Origin of the sequence: Leptolyngbya sp. CCNP1308 (genome assembly GCF_034932455.1) — a bacterium.
GTDB lineage: Bacteria > Cyanobacteriota > Cyanobacteriia > Phormidesmidales > Phormidesmidaceae > Nodosilinea.
The window spans coordinates 117,437-143,719 of record NZ_JAYGIH010000077.1 but is presented as its reverse complement, the minus strand read 5'-3'; the positions used below and the strand labels follow the sequence as shown (position 1 = coordinate 143,719).

The 26,283-nt window shown below is 57.2% G+C and carries 16 protein-coding genes, 1 other RNA gene and 1 pseudogene; 3 read left to right on the top strand and 15 right to left on the bottom strand.

All coding sequences use genetic code 11. From position 1 onward, the window contains the following. Together VB780_RS23150 and VB780_RS23145 are read left to right on the top strand one after the other, a co-directional pair. A partial coding sequence (locus tag VB780_RS23150) for an EAL domain-containing protein (protein WP_323353548.1) occupies positions 1–319 on the top strand: 319 nt, incomplete at its 5' end. 323 nt (positions 320–642) lie between these two features. Beyond that, complete coding sequence (locus VB780_RS23145; protein WP_323353547.1) at positions 643–3,330, top strand: diguanylate cyclase; 2,688 nt, start codon at positions 643–645, stop codon at positions 3,328–3,330. Between the two features lie 415 nt (positions 3,331–3,745). Here the strand turns inward: VB780_RS23145 and VB780_RS23140 are convergent, their stop codons facing one another. From VB780_RS23140 to rpsT, 15 genes and pseudogenes are all read right to left on the bottom strand, one after another. Then, positions 3,746–4,078, bottom strand: coding sequence for a P-II family nitrogen regulator (locus VB780_RS23140; protein ID WP_323353550.1), 333 nt, complete (start codon positions 4,076–4,078; stop codon positions 3,746–3,748). Positions 4,079–4,168: 90 nt separating this feature from the next. Next, complete coding sequence (locus VB780_RS23135; RefSeq protein WP_323353546.1) at positions 4,169–5,365, bottom strand: sodium-dependent bicarbonate transport family permease; 1,197 nt, start codon at positions 5,363–5,365, stop codon at positions 4,169–4,171. Between the two features lie 500 nt (positions 5,366–5,865). After that, positions 5,866–6,111 carry a hypothetical protein gene (locus VB780_RS23130; RefSeq protein WP_323353545.1) on the bottom strand — a complete coding sequence of 82 codons (246 nt, stop codon included), beginning with the start codon at positions 6,109–6,111 and terminating at the stop codon, positions 5,866–5,868. A gap of 431 nt (positions 6,112–6,542) precedes the next feature. Continuing rightward, entirely contained in the window at positions 6,543–7,751 is a 1,209-nt protein-coding gene (locus VB780_RS23125) for a glutathione S-transferase family protein (protein WP_323353544.1), read from the bottom strand. A gap of 110 nt (positions 7,752–7,861) precedes the next feature. Next, positions 7,862–8,506: a response regulator transcription factor gene (locus VB780_RS23120; RefSeq protein WP_190517735.1), complete on the bottom strand. Its 645-nt coding sequence runs from the start codon at positions 8,504–8,506 to the stop codon at positions 7,862–7,864. A 415-nt stretch (positions 8,507–8,921) separates the two neighbouring features. After that, positions 8,922–9,581, bottom strand: a complete 660-nt coding sequence (locus VB780_RS23115; protein WP_323353543.1) for a fasciclin domain-containing protein — start codon at positions 9,579–9,581, stop codon at positions 8,922–8,924. Between the two features lie 614 nt (positions 9,582–10,195). Then, a complete protein-coding gene (locus VB780_RS23110) occupies positions 10,196–10,852 on the bottom strand; it encodes a hypothetical protein (protein ID WP_416349256.1) in 657 nt (218 codons plus the stop codon). Between the two features lie 77 nt (positions 10,853–10,929). Then, entirely contained in the window at positions 10,930–11,274 is a 345-nt protein-coding gene (locus tag VB780_RS23105) for a hypothetical protein (RefSeq protein ID WP_323353542.1), read from the bottom strand. Between the two features lie 403 nt (positions 11,275–11,677). Further along, on the bottom strand, positions 11,678–12,721 hold the full coding sequence (locus tag VB780_RS23100) for a Gfo/Idh/MocA family oxidoreductase (protein WP_323353541.1): 1,044 nt from the start codon (positions 12,719–12,721) through the stop codon (positions 11,678–11,680). Continuing rightward, complete coding sequence (gene rnc, locus VB780_RS23095) at positions 12,696–13,424, bottom strand: ribonuclease III (protein ID WP_323353540.1); 729 nt, start codon at positions 13,422–13,424, stop codon at positions 12,696–12,698. Before rnc ends, VB780_RS23100 begins: the two co-directional genes overlap by 26 nt. 38 nt (positions 13,425–13,462) lie before the next feature. Next, an RNA gene (gene rnpB / locus VB780_RS23090) (RNase P RNA component class A) lies at positions 13,463–13,838 on the bottom strand. A gap of 206 nt (positions 13,839–14,044) precedes the next feature. Then, positions 14,045–19,951, bottom strand: a pseudogene (locus tag VB780_RS23085) (DNA-directed RNA polymerase subunit beta'). A 107-nt stretch (positions 19,952–20,058) separates the two neighbouring features. Continuing rightward, positions 20,059–23,367 (bottom strand): DNA-directed RNA polymerase subunit beta, encoded by a 3,309-nt coding sequence (gene rpoB, locus VB780_RS23080; RefSeq protein ID WP_323353539.1) that lies wholly within the window; start codon positions 23,365–23,367, stop codon positions 20,059–20,061. 106 nt (positions 23,368–23,473) lie between these two features. Beyond that, complete coding sequence (locus VB780_RS23075; protein ID WP_323353538.1) at positions 23,474–24,316, bottom strand: TatD family hydrolase; 843 nt, start codon at positions 24,314–24,316, stop codon at positions 23,474–23,476. A gap of 51 nt (positions 24,317–24,367) precedes the next feature. Beyond that, entirely contained in the window at positions 24,368–24,670 is a 303-nt protein-coding gene (gene rpsT / locus VB780_RS23070) for a 30S ribosomal protein S20 (protein ID WP_323353537.1), read from the bottom strand. 227 nt (positions 24,671–24,897) lie between these two features. Between rpsT and hisD the strand changes: the two genes are divergently transcribed. After that, positions 24,898–26,220 (top strand): histidinol dehydrogenase, encoded by a 1,323-nt coding sequence (gene hisD / locus VB780_RS23065; RefSeq protein ID WP_323353536.1) that lies wholly within the window; start codon positions 24,898–24,900, stop codon positions 26,218–26,220. The last annotated feature ends 63 nt before the right edge of the window (positions 26,221–26,283 follow it).

Sequence of the window (26,283 nt, the reverse complement as noted above, 5' to 3'; positions counted from 1 at the left end):
CTTTGGCACGGGCTATTCGTCCCTAGGCTACCTGCACCAATTTTCGGTCAACGACCTCAAAATCGATCGATCATTCACCAGCCAAATTCAAGTCTTGACCTCTAAATACAAGGTCGTCGATACCATTGTTACCCTCGGCGAGCAGTTGGGCCTGACGGTCACCGCCGAGGGCATCGAAACTCAACCCCAACTGGAGCGACTGCAACAGCTCAACTGCGAACTGGGGCAGGGCTATCTGTTTTCTAAACCCCTCCCAGCGGTTGACCTTGAGGCCCGCTTTCTCAGCAGCAAAGATACCCCCCTTATGCTGCTGACGTAGAAATTTCAACTGTTGCGCGGCCAGATCGCCCTGAGATCTCCCCCTAGCTTGAAAGTTCACTCGGGACAGTTGCCAATCTGATTGGGAATACTAGGGTTAAACATCAATAGATCGCAGGATTCAGGGATGGGCATCTGACGGCCTGACAGCGGTGGGTAAAAGGCTTGAAACCTCGTCAAGCGCAGGAGAAGGGGTGAGCTGACATAAGCCTCTCTATACATTAAAAAGTTCGCTGAGGGACGGTTGCCACGAGACAGCGTTAGTGGGGACTTTAATCGCCTGTGGTCTCTGAATAGAAAACATCCAGTGGAGCTAGATCTGACGTGGATGACTTAACAGGTTTAGTGCAGCAGCTACAGGCAGAAAACGCCCGTTTGCAGCAGCAGGTGGCGACCCTGCGGCAGGTCAATCAAAGCCTGCAGGCTGAGCTAGAGCGATCGCAACCCCCTGCCAATCTCCAGCAGATAGAGACTGCCCTCAGCGACAGCGAAGCGACTAACCAGGCGATTCTTCGGGCAATTCCTGATCTGCTGATGCGAATAGGGCGCGACGGCACCTGCTTTAGCTTTTTGCCCCCTAGCTCCGACGACTCGAGCGTTTTTCTACCCGTTGAGCACCATCTGGCGGAGATATTGCCCCCCGACCTGCTGGCAGACCAGCTGCGGCGGATTGAGCAGGCCTTGACCACGGGCGAGCTCCAGGTGTGGGAGCAGCAGCTGGTCAAGCGGGGGCAGCTGTGTCACGAAGAGGTGCGCCTGGTACCGTGCAGTGACGATGAGTGCCTGGTAATCGTACGCGATATCACCCAGCGCCAGCAGATGGCGCTAGAGCTCGGGGCCAAAATTGAGGAACTGGATCGGTTTTTCTCGATGTCCTTAGACCTGCTGTGCATTGCCGACACCGACGGCTATTTTCGCCGCCTCAACAGCGCCTGGGAAAAGACTCTGGGCTATAGGCTGGCTGACCTAGAAAACACTCCCTTCATTAGCTATGTGCATCTCGATGACGTTACCGCCACTATCGAAGTTGTTTCAGCCCTGACCAACCACCAAGAAGTTGTCTCATTCACCAACCGCTATCGCTGCCTAGACGGCAGCTATCGCTGGCTAGAGTGGCGAGCGGTGCCGATGGATGGGCTCGTCTACGCCGTCGCTCGAGATATAACCGACAGCCGGGAGATGACCCTACAGCTACAGACGACCAAGGAACAGCTAGAGCTGGTGCTGGAGGCCTCCTCAGAGGGGTTCTCAGACTGGAACCTGACCACCGATGAGATCTATTTCTCGCCCCAGTGGAAAGCCATGCTGGGCTACGCCGACCACGAACTGGAAAACTCCATTGAGATGTGGAACTCGACGGTTTTTGAGGAAGACAGACTGGCCGGGTGGCAGCTGGTAGACAACTACAACAGCGGCAAAGTTGACGCTCTGAGCACCGTCTATCGCCACCGCCACAAAAACGGGTCTACGGTGCATATTTTCACCCGCGTGATTCATCTCAAAGATGCCGAGGGCCAGGTGGTGCGCATGGTCGGTAGCCACCTCGATATCACCGCTACGGTGGGCATGCAGCAGGCGCTGCAAACCTCAGAGATGCAGCTGAGCGGTGTCTTAAACAGCTCTATAGACGGCATTATGGCCTTTCGGGCTGTGCGCAACGACAGCGACGCCATTGTCGATTTTGAGTGGCTGCTCAGCAACCCCTCGGCCTGCGCCGTGGTAGGGCACACCGCCGAGTATCTGGTGGGTAAACGGCTGCTAGATGAGCTACCCGGAAACAAGACCGATGGGCTGTTTGACCTCTATGTGCAGGTGGTCGAAACTGGAGAATCTGTGCAGCGCCAGTTTCACTACAGCCACGACGGCATCGACACCTGGTTTGAGGCTATTGCCGTCAAGCTAGGCGATGGCTTTGCGGTCACCTTTCGCGATATTACAGCGCTCAAACAGTCCAGACAGGTGCTTCAAGACGTCAATCAGCAGCTCGAAAGCCGCGTCGATGAACTCAAGCAGCGCAATGATGAAATGCAGCGCTTAGGAGAGATGAGCGACTTTTTACAGGCCTGTTTGACGGTGAAGGAGGCCTACCAGGCCCTAGGCACGCTGGTAGCACCGCTGTTTGTCGGCAGCAGCGGCGCTATTTTTATACTCAACCCGTCGCGCGATCGCATGGAAATTGTCACCACCTGGGGGCCTGAGCTAAACTCACAGCCATTGTTTAGCTCCTTTAGCCCCTCAGACTGCTGGGCCCTGCGCCGGGGGCGATCGCACCAGGTCGGCCCCCACAGCCTGGGGCTACGCTGCCACCATGCCGAGACGGCGGCGATCGCCAGCACCACCCTTTGCCTGCCCCTATTGGCCCAGGGCGAAACCCTGGGGCTGTTTTACCTCAGTGCCAGTGAGATCAAACAGCCCACCCAGCAGCTGGCCCGCGCCGTAGCCGAGCAGGTGGCCCTGGCCTTGGCCAACCTACAGCTGCGCGAAACCCTGCAATATCAGAGCATTCGCGACCCACTCACCGGGTTGTACAACCGCCGCTACCTCGAAGAGGCTCTGACTCAGGCAATTGAGCGCGCCCAGCGCCACCGTCACCCGATTGGGGTGATTATGCTCGATATCGATCACTTTAAGCGGTTTAACGATGTCCATGGCCACGATGCGGGCGATCGCGTGCTAGAAGCCGTGGGCCAGCTGCTGCGCGACAGCGTGCGGGGGTCTGACATTGCCTGCCGCTACGGCGGGGAAGAGATGACCCTAGTGCTGCCTGAGGCACCCCCAGATATCATTCTGGCGCGGGCCGAAGCCATTCGCTACGCCATCGGCCAGCTGCGGGTGAGCTACAACAGCATGACCCTAGAACACCTGTCGGTCTCGCTGGGGGTGGCGAGCTTTCCTGCCCACGGGGCCACGGGCCTTGACGTAGTTAAAGCCGCTGATGTGGCTCTCTACCAGGCTAAGAGCAGGGGACGCAACCAGGTGGTGGTCTACAGTGCTTGCAATGAACGTAGCTAAGGACAAGTCTGGGAAAGAAAATACCCCCAGGTAGAAGTGCAGCCCTGCGCCCTTGAGAAGCATCAAAATTCTCGGGTATTTTCTTTCCTAGAATTATCCTAAGAGCCTAGATCTTAGCTCTTAATCTTTCTCAACCTAGGGACGGCACACTGATTATTCAATGGAACGGCTAGTCATCGCGCCCCGTCTGCAATCATCCGCCCATCAGCACCTGGGCGAGACCGATGTAGAGCGGTATTCCCGAACCAATCGCCATCGGCGTGCCGATGCCTAATGTGATTTGCAGTCGTCAGGCCGTCTCCACTTGCACACAGTTCATCACCGACTTCGTCGTCGTCAATGTCCTGTAGGCAAGCAATACGGCTACCCAAAAGCCGGGGTCATGCCCCGGCTTTTGGGTCTGCATTGTCTCAATTCAACAGCCGTCTGGCCCACAGAAGCTGTGCCCGTACAGTACCTCCGCGTCACAGATATAGGCGATGCCCGCATAGTCGTTGAAAAACTCGGCGGCGACTCGATCCGAAATCTTCAGGGCCATATCTTGATTTTCGGTGAGCACCTCGAACTTTATATTTGCGGTCGTGTCGGAAACGCTGGGTTGTCCCGATGAGCGCATGTTACGACTACCTTTACCGCCGGTTTCTAGCACCGTATAGCCGGTTGCTCCGGCTTCGTCGATGATCTCACCGATCTTTTTCAGCAGCAATTTCTCTGTGATGATGACGAGCTTTTTGGCTGGCTTGGACATATTGATGACCTCCTTCTCCTTATAAATGTGTTCATTCAACCCGTTGGTCACCGGGCCAGGGGGGCACCGGCAGACCGAAGCGGTGGGAAATTAGCTGCCCATCAGCGCCTGGGCCAGCCCGACGAAGATCGGTATGCACAGTGCGATCGCAACTGGCGTGCCAATAGCTGTAGACGCGCCGATGTAGGCGGAGGGATTGGCCGACGGAATACCCGCCCGCAGGGTGGGCGGCCCTGAAATGTCTGAACTGGAGGCGGCAATAACGGCCAGGAGCGCGACACCGCCGGGGCTGAATCCCGTTGCGTAGTGGGCAATCATGCCCAGGCCGAAGGCGATAAACCCGTGCAAAAACGGTGCCAAAAAGGCATAGAGGGCGTACCACTGAGCCACCTTGCGCAGCTCGTTGAGCCGGGCCCAGGCCTCCATACCCATGATCAGCATCAGAATCGAAAGCAGACCGCGGAAGAGGGGATCGTAGAAGCTCTCGTAGACACTTTCTGGCCGGGTTAAAATCCCTAGGGCCAGCCCCAGCAGCAGGGCCGACAGGGCCGATCCCTGGATGCTTTCCTTCACGATGGGCCAGATCTTGACTCGACTGCTGGGGGCACCGCCGCCCGCCCCGCTGGCATAGCCGCCTGGGCCACCGCCCATCTCGTCGGCATAGCCGCCCGCAGTGCTGCGCTGGTCAATGGGGTACCCGCCGCTGGGAACGGCGGCAACGGACTGATCGATGGGGGCCCCACCGGCGGAAACCGTCTGCCGACCGAGATACTTCTCGTTTTTGAGATACTTCTCGCGCTTCTGCCGACTGGTATAGATGCTGGCCATGACGATCGCCGTCACCAGCGCCGGGATATCCATAAAGGGATAGAGAGCCCCGGCCCAGGCCTCGTATTCGATGCCTTGCCCTTCCAGCACCGTGATGCCAGCGACCATGGTAGAACCACTCACGGCCCCAAACAAGCCCGCGGTCGCAACGGCATCCACCACTCTGATGCCTGGCAGCTTGGCAAACGTGTAGCGCCCGATCAGCACAATCAAGATCCCCGTTGCCACGGCAAACAGCGCGGGCAGCAGCATCTCTGACAGATTGCCATTGCGGATCGCAATGCCGCCGGTCATGCCGACTTTGATCAGCAGCATGAAGACGATGAACTTGTAGATCGCATCGGGAATTTGCAGTTCGCTACCGAGGGCGGCAATGACAATGCCGCCAATTAGAAACCCAAGGGTGGGGGACTGCAACTGCGCCCCAAAATTGGTTAAGAACTCAGACAAGAAATCCACGGAAACCTCCTTTCGTCTCCTCTGACGAGGAGTGGCTATGGTGATAGGTGAGCTTTAAGACGTTGAGGAAAGTAGGGGTGCAGCGCTTCACCCCCACAGCACAGGTGTTTTGCAAATACCTGCCGACAGGGTGTTTAGAGCGGGCCACTCTCCGCAGAGAGCTACAAGGTGCCGCTGTTCTGCAGTACCTTGCATAGATTTTCATCTATCAAGGCCCAAATCTCTATGTGCTTGAGTCTATCCTGAAAGGCAGGGATTTTTTTGGCTGCTCAGCATGGATTTGCAACGCAATGTCAAATCCAACCTATAAGTTTTGCTTTTACCTAACAACCCTTGACATATTCTTGCTTAATGCAAATTGCGACTGCAGAGTTTTCTCAATGGGTGATGGCATGGGCCAGCGCCGCCGCCACAACCCATAGCTGAACGAGCTTTGCTGCGTCAGGCAAGACCCAACGCAGCCGTCATAGGACTCTGCCAATCTGCTTGGCCCTGGCCGGCTAATCAATCCACATTTCGGGGGGAGGGGTTGCTGGCCCAGGGGTCGGGGAGGGGCTGGAGCTGGCGAGATTAACCCACCCCACCGCCAGGAGGAGACCAACCCCACAGCCCCACAAAAAAGTCCAGGCGTGAGACGAATCGAGCACGCAGAGCAGGCGGCGATCGCCGCTGTATACCTGCACTAGCCAGCCTTCGCTGGTGTTGTCAAATCTGGTTCGCAGTTTAGCTGAGTCAAACTTGTTCATGGTGTTTGCTCCATGCTGATCAGTTGTGTGTGGCGGTGGCGAGCCAAAGCCCGCCCGTGACGAAAACACCTATCAGAAATTCACCTGTGAATGGAGAGGGTCGCAAGGAGAGCAACTGGATCGCTCAGACCTGACATTGAGATCAAACAAAAGACATAGATCTATGCTTTTGCTTTGAGTAATATCCTTAAGTCTATACTTAGATTTGCGCGTCGAAGGGTGGTCACAGCACCAAAAAGATGAGTGTTTTTTATCAAATGCTTCTGCTAATTTGAGCCAATCTTTCGTCACACAGGGCAGTAGATTCGCCGATCGTTGTCCCCAGCCAAGAGATAAGGTATGGCACCAGCGATCGCTTTCTTTCTCCCAACAGCGCCTATATTGACACCAAGCCCGGCTTTGGCATTGTCTGGGAGGTCAACCCCGTCGAGCTATAACGTCGCGGCAAAATTCACCGGGTTCTGGTCGCGGCGGTGGCGAGTCGGCAGCGACTCGGGCCGGGTATCTCCAGCAAGGGCAGCGGTTGCCTCTAGGGCTTCGCGCAGGCGCTTAGCGGCATAGATCGACATATCGCGGGGGACGTTGATGCGATCGCGCAGGTACCGCAGCCCCAGCTCAGACCCAGACGGAGGCTTGCAGGGCTCCCCCGTCATCAAATAAGTCAGCGCACAGCGCAGGGCCAGATCAATCTCATCCCTCGCGGCCGGGTTCACCTTAATAATGTTGTCTCGGTGCTTCACCGTGCGAGTCAGGGCTTCAACACGGGAGGTTGCTGGCTCTGGGTAGGCCACATCGGGCAGGCCAAACCAGGGGCCGAGCTCTACCTGGGCTTGGTTGCGTCGAGTCTGAGGCAAGTCATTCTCATAGCAACCCCCCATCTGCGGCGGCAGGTCGTGCACATGGGTGTGAAAGTCGCTCTGGGTGCCGCGATAGGTTGAGCGGCTCTCTAACCCATCAAACCAGTCTTTGAGGCGAGGGTTTTCCTCGCGCAGCGAGTAGCCCTTGTAATAGTAAAGGCTGGCATTCATGCGCTCCACGTAGGGCACAAACACCACATCGGCGGTGCTAAATTCTGACAAAAAGAAGGGGCTGGGAGTACTGGCCAGGGCCTGCTCTACCCGTTGCACCACCCCAACAAACTGTTCCCCCGCCCGCTGGTCTGCTGCCGCCGATCGCGCTGGCTGGCACAGCCACATACACCAAGCCCGAAACAGCAGGCGCTCTAGCTGACGCAGGGGCACTACCTGTGGATCTTTCATGCCCCACACCAGAGGGCCGAAGGCATTCTCCAGCGCCAGCAGAATGTCGTCGCTTTCGGTAATCATCCGCCCGTCCAACTCCAGGGCAGGCAACATGCCCGAGGGCACTTTGCGTTTATACCAGGCTTCCTTCTCGCCGTAGCAAAACATGGTGACCTTTTCGATCCGGTAGGGCACCTGCTTTTCTTCCAGCCACAGCCACACCTTCTGGCAGTAAGGGCACCAGGCGTGATTGTCGCGGTAGAGGGTAACCCGCACCGCCGACTCGGGCTGGCCAAACAGGCGCAGTCGAGACTGGGCATTCGTGGGGCCATTGGCGTAGTCAACAGAAAAATCGGCCAGTTCTTCCAGGGCCGACCAGCTTAGGGGGGCAGAGGTCATACAGGGCAGCGCGCTAACAGTTCACCCTCTGATTGTGACAGGTATTCACCCACTCACCCTCACACCCACTCACCTTCACGGTGGGAATCCAAGCACGCAGCAGACTGTCCCTAGGCCTTATTGTTCTCGATCGCCCAGCGGGCCAGCTCGGTGCGGTTGTTGAGGCCGGTCTTGCCCAGCATGTTGCTGACGTGGCTCTCAATGGTGCGCTGGCTGACCTGAAGCTCGTTGGCGATCTCGCGGTTGGCCATCCCCCGGGCGACAAACTGCACCACCCGCAGCTCGGTAGGCGTCAGCTCCACGTCAAAGGGAACCTGAATGGCTGGGCTACCGCCGCCCTTGATCTGCTGTTTGATCAGCCGGGAGGCCTGTTTGAGGGAAGACTCTACCTGGGCTACCAGTTCCTCAGGCTCGAAGGGCTTGACCATGTACACGTCGGCCCCAGTGTTGAGCCCCTTGACGCGATCCTGGCTTTGGCCTTTGGCAGAGAGAAACAAAATTGGAATCCACTCGGTAGATGGATTCTCGCGCACGTGGCGGACAAAGGCGTGACCGTCCATCTCGGGCATCATCACGTCGCAGATGATCATGTCTGGTGTGGTGTTTTCCAGCATATCGAGAGCCTCTCGACCATTGCCCGCCGTCTTCACCTCGTAGCCCCGGAACTCAAGATAGTCCTTGACCAACAAAATTAAGTTGGGGTCGTCGTCGATTAGTAGAAGCTGCTTCTGATCGCCTGGGGTTGAATCCTTCATGCTCTAACAGTCACTGCGATTAGCTCATCATCAAAATTAAGTATGCCCTTCGGAGTCAAGTATGCCCCCAAAGGCCCGGTGCACTCACACCGAATAACGCAACACCGCGATCTCTGAGACTCACCCTCGAACCGTGGTTAAAGAGCTAGCACTTACTGCTGATGATACTTCAACAAACTGATATCAGCGTGCGTTGGCCTGGGGCCGGTTCTAGAACCATCGCCCTTCAACGGCCACTGATGCACCTCGGGGCTGCGATCGCCTGCCCAGCATCGGCCCCACAGCAAGCGGTCGCCCCAACGTGAGGACGACCGCTTACTATCGGTCACAGACTGAGGGTAGGCGGTAAAACGCTGGTATTTCGCCGCAGTACTGTATCCCTCAGGGCATGACGCAGAGCCTATTGCTCAAGCGACTACATCGGCAGCAACACCGAGTCAATCGCGTGAATAACGCCATTGCTGGCTTCGATGTCGGCCATTACCACGTTCGCTTCGTTGATGGTGACAGCCTCTTCGCCCACCATCACCGTCACAGGCGCGCCGGTCAGAGTATCCACTTCCCCGGAGGTCAAATCAGTGGAGCGAACTTCGCCATCTACCACGTGGTAGGTCAGCAACTGCGCCAGCTGATCGCGGTTTTCGGGCAGCAGCAGCTCATCTAGAGTCCCTTCAGGCAGGGCTTCAAAGGCTGCATCGGTAGGAGCAAAGACCGTGATAGACAGATCGCTGTTGCTCAGAGCCTCGGTTAGGCCAGCCGCTTCAATCGCAGCGGTCAGAATTTCAAAATCTTCGTCACCAGCGGCGATTTCAGCAATAGATTGCTCGGTGCTGGCGGTAGGCTGCTCAGCATCGGTGGGTTCTTCCATAGCGCTGGGCTGTTCAGCGTCAGTGGATTCTTCCATAACGCTGGGCTGCTCAGCGTCAGTGGGTTCCTCCATCTCCATGGCGGCAGGCTGCTCGGCCTGGGGCTTGTGGGTATCAGAGATCGCCTGCTGAGGAAATGCAGTGATAGCAGCAGGAGCGGCACCAAAGAGCACAAGACCCAGGGCAATGCGAAGAGTGTTCGGAGTCATGGAAAGTTACGTCCTAACAAGTGTTACAAATCTGATTGAGTAGCGTTACAGAGCTTAATCAGACTCGATGAGTTGTAACACGATCCTAAGAGGCCTCTATCCTCCCTTCGACAGAGTTATTTCGTTCCCCAAAAATCCAAAAAAAGCTTATTCCCCCTGGTGCAGACTCAACGAATGTCTTGACAGATCGCTCAGGAAAACGGCATCAGAATTGCTGATCAATACGCCGAAAACCATGTCTATTGGAGCATTCCGGCAGGTAAAACAGAACTACAACTCTATGATTTTCCCTCTTTCAGAAATCGAGCCGATGGGAAAAGTCCTTTTTTCCCAAAATTTTTACATCGCTGGCAGCGAGGGCTAGCTGGCCATCTTTAACCAGTGCTAGGCCGACACCGGATCCCAATCAGACGAGTCTTTGGAGTTTAACAACATGTGGGCGCGACTAAGTGTGCAGAGGTAGCATCCTGCTTTCCGCCTATTCTGACTCAGGCAACCGCTGCTCGGTTGAACCCACGTATTGGGGCGATCGCCCTGGCGTCTTGGGCGCGGTTAACGGCCCTGTAGGGCACCTGTATCGCTTTGGGAATGGATTAGGTACTCTGGAGGGCCATTTACTCCTGACGCTGATCACTGCTATAGGCGCGCCCCGGTACAGCCTCCATCGCCGCCATGACGGCTCTTTGCGCGGCTAAAATGTCGCGCTCTTCGCCACCCAAGTAAAGGCGGCCAAAGCTACCCACCGAGCTAATTTGCAGAATGTTGATCATGGCCGCTTTTTCGGCCTCGTTGGCGGCTAAAGACGCGTAGGCCGCCGGCTCTACCTCAAACACGTAGAGGGTTTGGCCCGCCACAATCATGTTGCCACGGCGGGTGCGGTTAATTAACTGAACGTGGTGGGGGTCGAGGTTGCGAATCACCTGGCTGGAAATGACGCGGGGCTTAAGTCGCTCGCGGTAAGTGAGCCCCAGGGCATCGAGCATGGCTCCGCCTGCGGCATGCACTTCCCCCTGGTTACTAGCGTGAAGTTCAAGCAGGCCGTAGAGACGTTCGACGATCAGGGTGCCAGGGCGCACCACGGCAGACTTAAGACCGATGTCGAGAATGCGGTTGATTTCAATGCCGGGGGAAATCTCTATCCACAGAGAAGCGTCGCCGGGCAACGGCAAAAACCCCAGCGAGACGGTGCCCATGTAGGCCGCATGCTGGGGTTGGAGATTATCAATGTAAACGTAGCTACGAAGATCGACGCCCAAGGCCTGGTATTCCACTTTCCTTCCTTGGTAGTATACCGGGCTAGGGCGATAAGTCGGTGCTTCACCGCGGCAGCTGCCGATTCAGAGGCAGCCTAAAACTTAGAGCCAAAACCCACAGAGGTTGTGCCCATGGCATCGTAGACCGTCAGCCCCAGGGGTAGGTTTAACTCTCCCGATTCGTCTATCAGGTCGTTGAGGATAGGTAAATTTAATGACTCAGCCAAGTCAGTAGTACCACTGCTGTCTTGGCGACCTACCTGCTGGTCTAGTTCGTTGGCTACACTGTCGAGGCTGTCTTGGCTATGCTGTTCAACAGCCAGGGCATCGGCCATGGTCAAGGGCGTTGTTTGCAGATCTTGGGGGGAGGCCAGAGCTTGCCCTGGTAAAGCGCAAAGCCCTAGAACCGCTGCTGCTGTAAGCCAGTGTGAATAGTACATAGGTCTTGTGTGTGAGGGGTTTTGAAGGCTGACGACCAGAAACTCAAACCCTTGCCCTGACAAAAAGGCGACGAGCTGTTTTAGGTATAGCCCGCCCGATTAGAATGTCAAAGCAAACTTATTCTGAGTTCATGAAGCTGCAATGTTATTAAGCAGCTGAAACAAACTTCTCAGAATATACCGAGGGTGGGCATCGGCCCACGGGGGTAGCTTGCCCACCCTGGGCAAAAAATCACCACTATCTCAATCGAATGAAATAGTTCAAACGTCAGAGACAGGGCTTAAATCCTCAGATTTATAGCCATAGTCATTTAGTTTGGGACTTCCAGAAAACGTTCAAACGTTTGAATGTTCAAACGCTCAGAGCAGAAATGCCTTGACCAAACTGGCTACAGCAGTAGATTTAGAGATCCACTGACTGGCCTGTTTCAGCGGCGATCGCGATCGCTTCCATAACCCTGACTAGGTCGGTGGCCATCTGCCCCGCCGATACCGACGAGGGTGCATCGTTGGCAACGCAGTCTAGAAAGTGGATGCACATCTGCTTGAGCGGCTCTTGGGGGGCGATCGTCACCACCTCGGCCTCAGGCCCGCTGGGTACAAAGGGAGCCGCTTGGGCCTGGAAGTGCCCAGCATAGAGAGTCAGAGGATGCGCCTGGGGGCTTTCGTCGAAGACCAGAGTGCCGCGATCGCCCACCAGCGCCAGCCGCCGCTGCCGATCGGAGTTGGCCCAGCTGACGTGAACCATCACCTCTAGAGGATTGCTACCAGGGGGGTTGGGATACAGTAACCTCAGCCAGCCGGCATCGCGCAGCCCGGTAGGGGCCTGGGCCGATGGGGTTTGCAGCCACACTGTCCCCCAGGCAGCGACGGTTGTAGGGAGTCGCCCCAGCCAGCGATTCAAAATCGAAATGTCATGGATAGCGAGATCCCAAAACACGTCGGCATCGGGGCGCACCGGCCCCAGGTTAGTGCGGGCGGCATACCCATAGCGCAGGGGGCCAAGCTGCGGGCACAGTTCGCGACCCCGCTGCACCGCTGGATGAAACAGGTAGGTGTGATCGACCATGAGCTGTCGCTGCTGGGCGGCGGCTAGCTGACAGAGGACAGCGCTACTGGTGCTGTCTAAGGTGAGAGGTTTTTCGCTCAGCACGTGTAGACCCGCTTTGAGGGCCGCCTGAATCATGGGGTAGTGGGTACTGGCCGGAGTGGCGATCACCACGGCCTCCAGGCCCGGATGGATCATGGCCCGATGCCAGTCGTCGTAGCAGGCTACGGTGTCGCCGAGGGTAAAGCGATCGCGCAAGTCCTCCAGCTGCTGCCGGTCAGGGTCAACCATCGCCACTACCCGCGCTGCGGGCAGGGCCAAAAAATTGCGCAACAGGTGGCTGCCCCAGCGGCCCAGACCAAAGATAGCCAGGTTAATGGGACGGAGCAGATGACTCATGGGTGAGGGTTTGGCAAAGGCGATCGTAGGCGGCGGCGGCGGCGGCCTGCTCCGCCTGTTTTTTGGTGGAGCCGTGGCCGCTTCCCCAACAGGTTTCCCGAAACCACACAGTGGATGCATAGCGCTGGGGGTCGCCATCCACCGGCTGCTGTTCTACGGTGCGGTACTGAGGTAAGGTTTTGCTGTGGGCCTGGGTTAGCTCTTGCAGAGCCACCTTGTAGTTTTGCCGGGCCGGATCTTGGCGCACGATGGCCGCCAGGCGCAGCAGGGCATCGTCGAGCCAGGCGCGTACCATTCCCAGGGTATGGGTTTCCAAATAGAGTACGGCCACCACCGCCTCTAAGGCATCGGCCAGGTGGGTGGGGCCAACGGTCATCCCAGGAGCCACGGTCAGGTAGGGCGCGAGGTCTAGCGCCTGGGCTAGTTGGGCGAGGGTGCGATCGCTAATCAGCACTGAACGCACAGCAGATAATTCTCCGACCGAGGCCTCGGGAAAATGCTCTTGCAGGCACTCCGTCGCCGCCAGCCGCAGCACTGCATCCCCCAGCAGCTCTAGCTGTTCGTAGTTATGGGTCGCGTCGACCGACCTGTGGGTAAGCGCCTGATCTAGGCGCACCCAGTTGATCGCAACAGCGGCGGGTAGGGATGAATTTTGCACCCATTGCTCGAGCTGGCGCTGCCGAAACGGGGGGAGATCGGTCACAGTCAACGAACTATCAACATCAGTAGAAGCAAAATTGGGGAAGGAGGTAGACATAAGCCGGGTTCTGTTCCCCTGTTGCCAGGGGGGCGGTTATCTATCTGGGACGTTTGTTGCCAAACGCCTCTTGCGGTACGTAACAGCGGGGCCGGAAAAAGACCAACCTTGCCCCTTGACCTTGCACCCGACCGGGGTTTACCGAGCCAGCACCTCTCGATGCTGCTGGTGCGCTCTTACCGCACCCTTGCACCCTTACCTGTGCCCCTGGACAATTCCTTGAGCCATCGGCGGTATGTTTCTGTGGCACTCTCCTCACGGTTGCCCGCACTGGGCGTTACCCAGCAGGTCTGGTCTTTCGGGAGCCCGGACTTTCCTCAGATTGGCGAACGCCAATCCGCAACCGCCTGCGCTACCTCCCTCTTGTTATTAGTTTAAGCCCCAGGGTAGGAGAACGCTGCGCTAAAACAGCAGCGGGGATGCCCCTTTTTGACTACTACGCTGACCTAGCCTTCTCAAGGATCGATCAGGCTGTTTCCCTGAACAGCGCTGTGTAATGCCAAAAAATAAAGCCCCGGCTGAGCTAGCTCAGCCGGGGCTTTAGGGCGATCGCCCTAAAGCTCTACCTAGAGGGCTTCGGTTTGATCGTCAATCAACAGGTCGTCATCTAGGTTAGCCGCACCAGCACCGTCACCGTTGCCTGTGCCCCTCGCTCCGCCCTCGTCTAACGACATGCCCCCGATCATCTCATCGTCGTTGAGCATGCTGAGGTTGCCATCTAGGTCATAGCTGCGGGCGGTAAAATCATCCAGCACCACATCCTGAAGCACCATATCATCGTCCAAAATGGCCGATTCGTAGGCTGGGTCGAGTTCTGGAGGAGGCGACTCTTCGTAGGCATTGTAGCCCGTCCCCGCCGGAATCAAACGCCCAATAATGACGTTCTCCTTCAGACCGCGCAGCCAGTCCGACTTGCCCTCAATGGCAGCTTCGGTCAGCACCCGAGTGGTTTCCTGGAAGCTAGCCGCCGAGATGAAGCTGTCGGTGTTCAGCGAAGCCTTGGTAATACCCAGCAGTACCGGCGTATATTCCGCCGGAGCACCGCCCGTAATCGCCATCGCTTCGTTGACCTGCTCCACCTGGTAGATTTCTACCAGCTCACCCGGCAGCATAGTGGTGTCGCCACCATCGTCAATGCGACACTTCGACGACATCTGCCGTACGATCACTTCAGTGTGCTTGTCGGAGATATCGATACCCTGGGACTGGTACACCGACTGCACCTCGTTAACCAAGAACGACTGCACCTCCTGCAAGGCTCCCAGTGCCGCATCGTGGATGCCCATGCCCAGGCTGAGGTTGTACTTAAAGAACACCTCCAGAATCTGGTGGGGGTTGGCGGGGCCGTCGGTGAGGTGCTCAGCGGTGCTCACCCGCTGGCTATCCGAAACAATCACATTTTGGCCGGGGCTAATGGGATACTCGGTGACCACCCCATCGTCCTCGATGATTTTGACCTCTACGGTTTCGTCATCGCTGTACACCACTTGGGCATTGCCGGGGCGCTCCGATAGCACACAGGCTTCTTTGGGTTTGCGAGCCTCTAACAGTTCCTCAATCCGGGGCAGACCCTGGATGATGTCGCCGGTTTTAGCCCGCTCAAACACCAATAGCACCAGGTTGTCACCCCGCTGCACCAGGTCACCGTCTTCAATGTGCAGTACGGCACCGGTAGATACTCGGTAGGGACGAGCCAGCCGCAGAGAAATTTGGCCACCGTCGATGGCGGTTACTTGGCCCGATTCCTCATGGGTTAGGTCAGGGGCCAGTTCGGTGTTGGCCACTACCAGATCGCCCACTTTCACCGTCGGTTCTTTGCCCTGGAGATCGACCTTCATGCGATCGGCCTCGCGCACTACCAGCACTCGGCGAACGGCCTCTTGCCCTTCGCGAATACCGCGCACCTCGCCCGCCTCTTTACAGCGAATCTCGGTGCGGGCCACGACTGCGCCGGGCTCAATCTGCTGACCGTCTTCCACCAGCAGCCGGGTGACGGTGCTGCCCTGGGTTTGGTCAGCCACCACGTCACGGCGAATCACCTGGGTTTCGAGCACCACCATTTGCAGACGCATCAGGTCAGTATCCTGGTCGTCGGGTACTAGCTCAATGTCGGCCACCACGTGGGGCGACTCGTCTTCGATGTCGAGCACTAGCTGAGTGCGCAGCAGCTCAACTCCAACCACCGACTTCACCCGTTCCCCATCTTTGAAGGGAATGCGCTGGATGGCACGCAGTTTGATCGAACCAGTGGCATCGGCAGCGCTGTCCTGGCTTGGCACGGCGGGCTCGTTGGGCACCACATACTCTTCCACCGGGCGCAGCAGCAGAGCGGGGCCATCGGGGGTTTCAACATACTCGACGTAGCGCAGGGCGTCGGCCACTAGGCCCGGCATCACCTCTTCGCCAGCGTTGACTAAAGCACCGTCGCGATCCATCACGTCTTCAGGGGCATCCACCATGTGAATGTCGCCGGGCTTGATCAAGATCTCCCGCAGAATATCGTTCTTTTGAGTGACTTCGACCACGCCGCTGTTTTGGCAGAAGATATCTTTAACGACCTCAGTGCCTGCCTCCAGGTACTGGCCGTCTTCCACCATCAGCAGAGAGATGTCTTTGTTGACCTCGTGGGCCTCCTCAGGAATCCACAGCAGGGTACCGCCCTGAACGACTTCATAGCCCTGCTTACCCTTACCCTTTTTAGCCACATCGACCCCAGCAAACTTGACGATGCCGCCGGTTTGAGTGTGGAAGCGATCGTCTTCGAGTTCGGCAATCACCTGGCCGCTGGTAACTTTAGCCCCCGGGGTGGCAATCAGGGAGAACCGTTGGCCGTGGGCGGTTTCAATGAAGTAATGTTCGCGCCCCTGCCCCTGTTCCTTACGCACCTGGGCCTGGTCGAGCATCACCGAGGCGGTGATGATTTCGACTTCACGGGTGCCTTTTTCGTCGTCGGCCTCGGGCAGACGCACTAGGCCGCCCCGCTCGGTGGTGAGCTTGGTTTCGGCTAGGGTGTCGTCGGCGTTGACGTAATCGCCGTTGCGTACCACAGGCTCCGCACTGGGGGGCAGGTTGTAGACGTCACCGGCTAGCACCCACAGCAGACCACCCCGCTGGGCGAGGCGAGTCGTGTTGCCCTGTCGGTCGGTTTTTTCTTCTTGAACCAGGCCAGCAAACTTCACTTCCCCAGCGAGGTCAGAGGTGACGTCTTTGGTGGCTTTTTCAGTCACCTTGCGGGTGCGTCCAGCGGAGGGCAACTCGGCCAGGAGCTGCTCTTTTTTCACGGTTTCGCCATCGTTGACGAAAAGAATGGTGCCTTGGGGCAGGGATTCGGATTTGTTTTTACCGCTGCCCTCAATCACTACGTCGGCATTCGACTCGATCATCAACGCATCTTCGCCGTAGCGGGTGCGGAAAACACGGGTCTTCAGGTTTTTAGGCAACTTTACGGTGCCGTCCTTGCTGGCCCGAATGCGGGGGGCCACTTCGCCGGTAAAGGTACCGCCCGTGTGGAAGGTGCGCATGGTCATCTGGGTGCCCGGTTCACCGATGGACTGGGCAGCAATGATGCCCACCGCTTCGCCTAGGTCAACCATCTCGGAGTGGGCCAAGCTCCAGCCGTAGCAGAGGCGGCAGACGGAGCGGGTGGCTTCGCAGGTGAGGGGCGATCGCACCACTACGCCTTCAACCCCCGCCTCCGCCAACAGTTCTGCCGTTTCGGGAGAAACCGGGTGGTCTTTCTCTAGCAAGACCTCGCCGGTTTTGGGATGCACTACATCTTCAGCGACAACACGGCCCAGCAAGCGATTTTCCAGGGGAATCAGTACCCGCTCACCATCGGTCATGCTGCGCAGGGGAATCCCCCGTTGGGTGCCACAATCGTGCTCCCGGATGATCACATCCTGGGACACGTCCACCAGGCGGCGGGTGAGGTAGCCCGAGTCTGCCGTGCGCAGTGCGGTATCCACCAGACCTTTTCGGGCTCCGTAGGAGGAGATTACATACTCGGTAACGGTCAGCCCCTCGCGGAAGTTGGTCTTAATAGGCAGGTCAATAATTTCCCCCTGAGGATTCGCCATCAGACCTCGCATACCGACCAGCTGGCGCACCTGAGAGATGTTCCCCCGCGCCCCGGAGAAGGCCATCATGTACACCGAGTTGAGGGGGTTGTTTTCCTTGAAGTTCTTTACCACCTGGTCTTTCAGCTCTTCGCTGGTGTCGTTCCAGGTGTCGATTACCTTAGTGAGACGCTCTACCTCGGTGATTTCGCCCCGAGTGTAGCGCTCTTCGGTAATGCGAATGTCTTCTTCGGCAGCGGCCAGCATGCCCTTCTTTTGCTCGGGCACCTGGAGGTCTTCCACGCTGATGGAGACCCCGGCTCGGGTGGCGTACTTAAAGCCCAAGTCTTTGATGCGGTCGGCCATCTGGGACGTGCGGGCGGTGCCGTAGTGGGTAAACGACCAGGAGATCAGCTTCTTGAGCTGTTTCTTGTCGATAATCCGGTTTCGAAAGGTCAGAGAGGTTTGAGGTGCCCCTTGCTCAGCCATAGTTTCGCCCTTGTATAGTGATGTTCGTGCTGTGTCGGTATTTTGCTGTGGCCCCTAGCCTGCGATCGCGTCGAGCACCGCCTTGTTATAGATGATGCGGCCCGCCGTGGTCTTGATGTACTGGGAGATCAACTGGCCTTCGCTATCCAATCGCACCCGGCGATCGGGGTAAATTTCGGTAATCGTGCCATCCTCAGACTCCATCCGCTCCGGAGACGTGCTCTTGGGCTGATCAGACTCCACCTCTCCATCAAACCGCAGCCAAACCTTAGCGTGGAGATCCACCAATCCCTGCTCGAAGGCCATAATGGCGTCTTCCATGCTGCCGAAATAGTGGCCCTCACCTTTGACAGCATCGGGGTTCTCCGCCGTCAGGTAGTAGCAGCCCAACACCATGTCCTGGGACGGGGTAATAATCGGCTGACCAGTAGCGGGCGACAGCACGTTATTCGAAGCCAGCATCAGCAGCCGGGCCTCCGACTGCGCCTCAAGGGACAACGGCACATGCACCGCCATCTGGTCACCGTCAAAGTCAGCGTTAAAGGCCGGGCACACCAGCGGGTGCAGCTGAATCGCTCGCCCCTCCACCAGAATGGGTTCAAAGGCCTGAATCCCCAGACGGTGTAGGGTAGGAGCCCGGTTTAGCATCACCGGATGGCTCTCAATCACTTCCTCCAGAACGTCCCACACGCTGGGGTCATTGTGCTGAATCAGCTTCTTGGCCGCCTTGATATTGTTGACCAGCCCCTGGCGAATCAGCCGGTGAATCACAAAGGGCTGAAACAGCTCGATCGCCATCTCCCGAGGTAGACCGCACTGGTGAATTTGCAGCTTTGGCCCTACCACAATGACCGAACGGCCAGAGTAGTCAACCCGCTTACCCAACAGGTTTTGCCGGAAACGGCCCTGCTTACCCTCAATAATGTCGGAGAGCGATTTCAGCGGGCGGTTGTTGGCCCCCACCACGGTGCGACCCCGGCGACCATTGTCGATCAGCGCATCCACCGCCTCTTGCAGCATCCGCTTTTCGTTGCGGACGATGATCTCAGGAGCCAAAATCTCCTGAAGGCGAGCCAGCCGGTTGTTGCGGTTGATCACCCGACGGTACAAGTCGTTCAGGTCAGAGGTCGCAAAACGACCGCCATCGAGCTGCACCATAGGCCGCAGGTCGGGCGGAATCACCGGAATCACATCCAGCACCATCCACTCGGTCTTAGAACCAGTGGCAATGAAGTTGTCGATCACCCGCAGGCGCTTGATCAACTTGGCGCGCTTTTGCCCCTTCGAGTTGGCAATATCCTCCCGCAGTTTTTCTGCGGTAGCTTCCAACTCTAGATCCTCCAGAAGCCGCTGGAGGGCTTCAGCCCCAATACCAACCTCTACTCCAGCCAGCTCCGTCTCTTCGTCGTAGAGCTGGTCTTCAATTTCGATCCACTGATCTTCTGTCAGCAGCTGCTTGTAGCTGAGATTCTCAGCATTGCCTGCATCGAGCACCACGTAGGCGTTGAAGTAGACAATCTGCTCCACATCCCGCAGCGGCATATCCAGCAAAATGGCGATGTAGCTAGGGATGCCTTTCAGGTACCACACGTGGGCCACCGGAGCGGCCAGCTTGATGTAGCCCATGCGGTGACGGCGCACCCGAGATTCAGTCACCTCTACACCACAGCGCTCGCACACAATGCCGCGATGGCGCACCCGCTTGTACTTACCACAGTGGCATTCCCAATCTTTAGCGGGGCCAAAGATGCGCTCACAGAACAGCCCGTCCATTTCGGGCTTGAGAGTACGGTAATTTATGGTTTCAGGCTTGGTTACTTCGCCCACGATTTGCCCATTGGGCAGGGTGCGTTCTCCCCACTGGCGAATGCGTTCTGGAGAGGCTAATCCGATTTTGACGTAGTCAAACCGTTGTTCTAGCTTGGCCATGCTGGGTATTTTCCTTGTAAGCGCGCGCGGTCTGATTAATTCAATGCAGGTTAGGCCAACCGCCGGAACTGGGTCAGACACAATTCCGGGGTCGAATCAGGGACAGGCTAGTCTTCTACTTCCTCTAGCTCTTCATCCCGGGCGATGGACTCGTAGGTGGGGCGAGACGGAGTACGACGACTGTTAACGTCGGCCATGAGGTCTACCTCAGTATCGCGGCTGGTGCCGTCTTCCCGAGTTTCTACCTTGTGCACCGCAATGTCTAAACAGAGGGACTGTAGCTCTCGCATCAGCACCTTAAAGGACTCAGGGGTACCCGGCCGAGGAATCGACTTACCCTTGACGATCGCATTTAGGGCCTCATTGCGCCCCTGCATATCGTCCGACTTGACCGTCAGTAGCTCCTGGAGGGTGTAGGCGGCCCCAAAGGCTTCCAAGGCCCAAACTTCCATTTCTCCAAAGCGCTGACCACCCTGCTGGGCCTTGCCGCCCAGAGGTTGCTGAGTCACCAGAGAGTAAGGCCCTGTAGAACGGGCGTGAATTTTGTCGTCAACTAGGTGTACGAGCTTCAGCATGTAGGCCCTACCGACGGTAATGGCTTTATCAAAAGCCTCACCCGTGCGGCCATCGCGCAGTACAATTTTGCCGGGGTCGTCGGGGTTAAAGATCCAGTCTTTACCGGTCGTTTCTCGGGCCTCCATGAGCTTGCCGTGGGTGGAGTTACGGGAAGCCTCCTCTCCGTACATCTCATCAAAGGGAATTACCTTAAAGCGGGCGTCAAGATTCTCAGCCGCCCAGCCCAACAGGCACTCAAACACCTGCCCCACGTTCATCCGGGAGGGTACACCCAGGGGATTGAGGGCAATGTCGATCGGGGTGCCGTCAGGCAGGTAGGGCATGTCTTCAATGGGCAAAATGCGGGAAATAATTCCCTTATTGCCGTGGCGACCAGCCATCTTATCGCCCACCTGGATTTTCCGTTTCAGCGCCACATAGACTCGCACAACCATATTGGCCCCAGGGGGCAGCTCATCCCCCTGCTCTCGGGTAAACACCCGCACATCAACCACTCGACCTTTTTCGCCGTTTGGCACTCGCAGAGAGTTATCCCGCACATCCCGAGCTTTCTCCCCAAAAATAGCCCGCAGCAGCTTTTCTTCTGGAGGCTGATCAGATTCTCCCTTAGGGGTAACTTTACCAACCAGAATATCTCCCGAATCAACCCAGGCTCCAATGCGAATGATGCCAGTTTCGTCCAGCTGACGCAGGGAGTCTTCCCCCACGTTAGGAATTTCCCTGGTGATTTCCTCAGGACCCAACTTAGTTTGCCGAGCCTCGATCTCAAATTTTTCGATGTGAATGGAAGTGTAGACGTCATCGAATACTAGACGCTCGCTGAGCAGTACAGCGTCTTCGTAGTTGTAGCCTTCCCAGGGCATGTATGCCACCAGCACGTTTTGCCCTAAGGCGAGTTCACCGCCCTCGGTAGCAGAGCCGTCCGCCAAAACTTGTCCCGCCTGTACCTGCTCTCCAGGAAACACGATAGGGCGCTGGTTGAGGCAGGTATCCTGGTTAGAACGCTGGTACTTTTGCAGCTCATAGGTATGGAAATGGCCTTCAGGATCGCGGATCTTAATCAGATCGGCGTCAAGGTAAGCCACTTCCCCATCGGTACGGCTAATAACTACCATCCCTGAGTCGCGGGCCGCTTGGGCCTCTAGACCGGTGCCCACCAGAGGCCGTTCAGGTTGCAGCAGGGGCACCGCCTGGCGCTGCATATTCGAGCCCATCAGCGCTCGGTTAGCGTCGTCATGCTCGAGAAAGGGAATCAGCGAGGTGGCCACGGAGATAATCTGCACTGGCGATACCGCAACGTAGTCCACCTCGGTGGAGTCGGTGGTGGTAAAGTCTTGGCGATAGCGCACCGGAATGGTATCACCGATGATGTAGCCGTTTTCGTCGGTGGCAATATCTCCAGGCGCAACCCGCAGATCGTCTTCCTCATCGGCGGTCATGTAGATGGGCTCGACGTCTTTGAAGACCCGACCGTTCTCAGCCCTGAAGAAGGGAGTTTCAATAAAGCCGAATTCATTCACTCGGGCGTGGGTAGCCAGGGAGCCAATCAGACCGGCGTTGGGGCCTTCCGGCGTTTCAATGGGGCAAATGCGGCCATAGTGGGAGGGGTGGATGTCACGTACGGCAAAACCGGCTCGCTCGCGGGTAAGACCGCCCGGGCCGAGGGCGCTAATGCGTCGCTTGTGGGTCAATTCCGCCAGAGGGTTGGTTTGATCCATAAATTGGGAGAGCTGGCTAGAGCCAAAGAACTCCTTGATAGCGGCCACCAGCGGCTTGGGGTTTACCAAAGAAGCGGGAGTAAGCGAGTCTGAGTCGGAAACGGTCATGCGTTCCCGAATGATGCGCTCTAGGCGGTTCAGACCCACTCGCACCTGGTTTTGCAGCAGCTCACCCACGGAACGCACCCGGCGATTGCCCAGGTGGTCGATGTCGTCGATGGAGCCAATGTCAAATTCGAGGTTGATCAAGTAATCGATCGCCGACAGAATGTCGGTGGGGGTCAGCACCCGAGTGGCGTCGGGCACATTGAGGCGAAGCTTGCGGTTGAGCTTATAGCGCCCCACTCGTCCCAGGTCGTAGCGCTTGGGATCGGAGAAGCGCGAGTGCAGCAATTGCTCACCGCCCGCCACGGTAGGCGGTTCACCGGGACGCAGCTTGCGGTAAAGCTCTAGCAGAGCCTCTTCTTCGCTGAACTGGCCCTCTTTCTCAATCGTTTTTTGGAAGTAGTCGGGGTGACGCAGGGAATCAAAAATTTCGTTGTCGGTTAGCCCTAACGCCTTAAGCAGCACCTGAGCCGACAGTTTACGGGTCTTGTCGATACGAACCCAAACCAGATCGTTTTTGTCGGTTTCAAATTTGAGCCAGGCCCCTCGGTTGGGGATCAGATTGGCGTTGTAGGTGCGGCGACCGTTTTTGTCGGTCTCAGCCTTGTAGTAGACCCCAGGGCTACGAACGATCTGATTGACGATGACCCGCTCTGCACCGTTGATGATGAAGGTGCCGCGATCGGTCATCAGCGGCAGATCGCCGATGAAGACTTCTTGCTCTTTAATTTCCCCGGTTTCTTTATTGATTAGCCGCGTGGGCACATACATCTGTACGGCATAGGTGGCATCCCGTCGTTTGGCTTCATCAACGTCATATTTGGGGCTTTTGAGCTTGTACTGCTTCCCAAGGAAATGCAGCTCAAGTTTACCGGTATAGTCGGTAATAGGAGAAAAGCTCTCCAGCTCTTCGATCAACCCTTCTTCTAGGAACCAGCGAAAGCTAGACCGCTGAATTTCTACCAGGTCGGGCAGGACAAAGTTGGGGGGAGCTTGGTAAACGGTGGTTTCAGTCATGGGTCTCCTAGTGCAGGTTGGCCAGGTGCAGGTGGCCAAGATCAACGACGCGTCTGGAACAGCAGGCAACAGTGAACGAATCACCTTGCCTGATCAAGCTAACGGCCTAGCCGCCCGCCGGGGTCGGAAGACGAAGTGTATCGGCATCAGCAGAGGAAAATACAAAGGACTTGGGTAGGTTGAACAATGTCACGGCGTTATGAGTAGTGGCCTGGGCTAAAGCCTCAAATTCAACCTGGCGCAGCTCGGCGAGGTAAGCCGCCACATGATACACAAAGGCTGGCTGATTACGTCGCTCCTTACGGCGAGGCTCTGGGGCAAGAAAAGGACAGTCGGTTTCGACGAGCAGGCGATCGCTGGGTACCATCTGAGCCGAAGCCTTAACCTGGTGGGCATTCTTAAATGTGACGATACCGCTGAAGCTGATGTAGAAGCCCAGATCTAAAAACGCTTGGGTTTCGCCTGGGGAACCCGCCCAGCAGTGCATTACACCCGTAATGGGGCCAACGGTGAGCTGAAACTCTCGAATCACCTCAGCGGTGGCCAAGGCGGCATCTCGACAGTGGACAATAACCGGTAGCCCCTGGCGGTGAGCGATCGTCAACTGCTGCCAGAAGGCCTCGCGCTGAACTGCTTCATCATCGGCTCTATAGAAATCGAGGCCGGTTTCGCCAATAGCTACAACTCGATGGTCAGAGACCGCCAGCTGAGCAATCTGATCTGCTGTCGCGGTGCTCCACTTGTCCATATCGCAGGGGTGCAGACCTACCGATAAAAACAGCTCTGGGATGCGATCGGCAATGCGCTGCATCGCCAAAAATTCCCCTGGCTCTACGCAGGAATGTACCAAAGCCGAAACCCCGGCCTGTCGCCAGGCCTGGGCTAGTTCGTCAAGATCCCCAGCGAAGGTTTCGAAATTGAGATGTACGTGGGTATCAACCAGAGGCATAGGGAATGCAGCGACAAAAACGGCAGGCAGCGTTGGTCAACCCAAAACTGCCTAAGACGCAGCCCCTGCCGCCTCCTGAGCCTTTAGGGCCCGGGCTATACGCGACTTCTTGCGCGCACCTGTGTTGGCGTGCAGCACGCCACACTTAACAGCTTTATCGATTTTGCTGTAGGCGGCAGCCATAGTAGCTTCGACCTGCTTCAGGGAGTCGGGGCTAGGGTTAGCCTGGTGAGCCTCGATCGCAGCGAGGTAATTTTTGGTTAGGGTTTTAACCGCCGACTTATAGGAGCGGTTATGGAGCCGATTGCGTTCGGCAACTTCAATTCGTTTCAGTGCAGACTTAATGTTTGCCACAGTTCGCCCTAGCTTAACAAGATTATATTGACTGGATAAAACATGTTAGCACCTAACGGTGGTGTTGGTGTAATTGAATGCCTTGTTTTCCTGCCAAATTAGCCTTTAGATCGACTAGGATGTTAGAACGCTGGCGTTGATTGCCTTTCAGGGATACTCTACTTCCCTAAGTATGGGGTCAACCTTGCCAACTGCACCTTGCTGGCTTATCGGGATTCCTAGCTGTAATGCTCCGCATCACTCATCAGCTAACTGAGGCAAGAACAGAGCTGCAACGCATCTGTGCCCGCACCCACGACGACCAGGTCGTTCACAAGGAAGCAACGGTTCGAGAGATATTGCATGCTGTACGTCGCCAGGGAGACCAGGCGCTGTTGCAGTACACCGCCGATTTTGACGGCGTCACCCTAGCCGCTGAGGGACTGAGCTTTTCGGGGGCTGAGCTAGATGCCGCCTATCAGCAAGTGAGCAAGGGTCTGCTGGATGCCATTCGCCTGGCCTGTAAGAATGTGGAATCATTTCATCGTCAGCGGGTGCCCCAGAGTTGGGTTCGGTTTGAGGACAACGGGGTGGTGTTGGGCAAGCGCTATACCCCCGTTGACCGAGCTGGGCTCTATGTACCCGGCGGGCGGGCTGCTTACCCAAGCACCGTGATTATGAATGCTATTCCAGCTCGGGTGGCCGGGGTGCCTCGGGTAGTGATGGTGACGCCCCCTAGCCAAACGGGCACGGTTAACCCAGCGGTGCTGGTGGCAGCCCAAGAGGCAGGCATTACCGAAATCTATCGGGTGGGAGGGGCTCAGGCCATTGGGGCTTTAGCCTATGGCACGGAGACAATTCCGGCGGTGGATGTGATTACGGGGCCCGGCAATATTTATGTGACCCTGGCGAAAAAGCTGGTGTTTGGCACCGTGGGTATTGACTCGTTAGCCGGGCCTTCTGAGGTGCTGGTGATTGCCGACCATACGGCCAACCCCGCCCACGTGGCCGCTGACCTGCTGGCTCAGGCGGAACATGACCCGATCGCCGCTGCCATCTTGATTACCACGAACGCTGCTCTGGCTGAGCAGGTGGCGGCTGAGGTCGATCGGCAGCTCATGGGGCATCCCCGCCAGACGCTGACGGAGAAGGCGATCGCTAACTATGGCCTAGCCGTCGTCGTCGATAGCTTAGAGCTAGCGGCTGACCTTTCCAATGGGTTTGCCCCGGAGCACCTTCAGCTAGAAGTAGCTGAACCCTGGGACTTGCTGGAACGCATTCGCCATGCCGGGGCGATCTTTTTGGGCCACTCGACCCCTGAGGCGGTGGGTGACTACCTGGCTGGGCCTAACCACACGCTGCCGACCTCCGGCGCGGCCCGTTATGCCTCGCCCCTGTCGACTGAAACCTTTATGAAGCATTCCAGCCTGATGCAGTACTCGCCGGAGGCGCTGCGGGGGGTGGCCGATGCGATCGCCGTGCTGACCGAAACCGAAGGACTACCCTCCCACGGCGACTCGGTGCAGCGGCGAGTGCAGCCCGATGCCAACGACGGTGCCCCTGGCATCTAAGCAGCCAGATCTGATCCCAGCGTTAAAGATGGGCGGGGTGCCTGGTGCCTGTGGCACAATTAA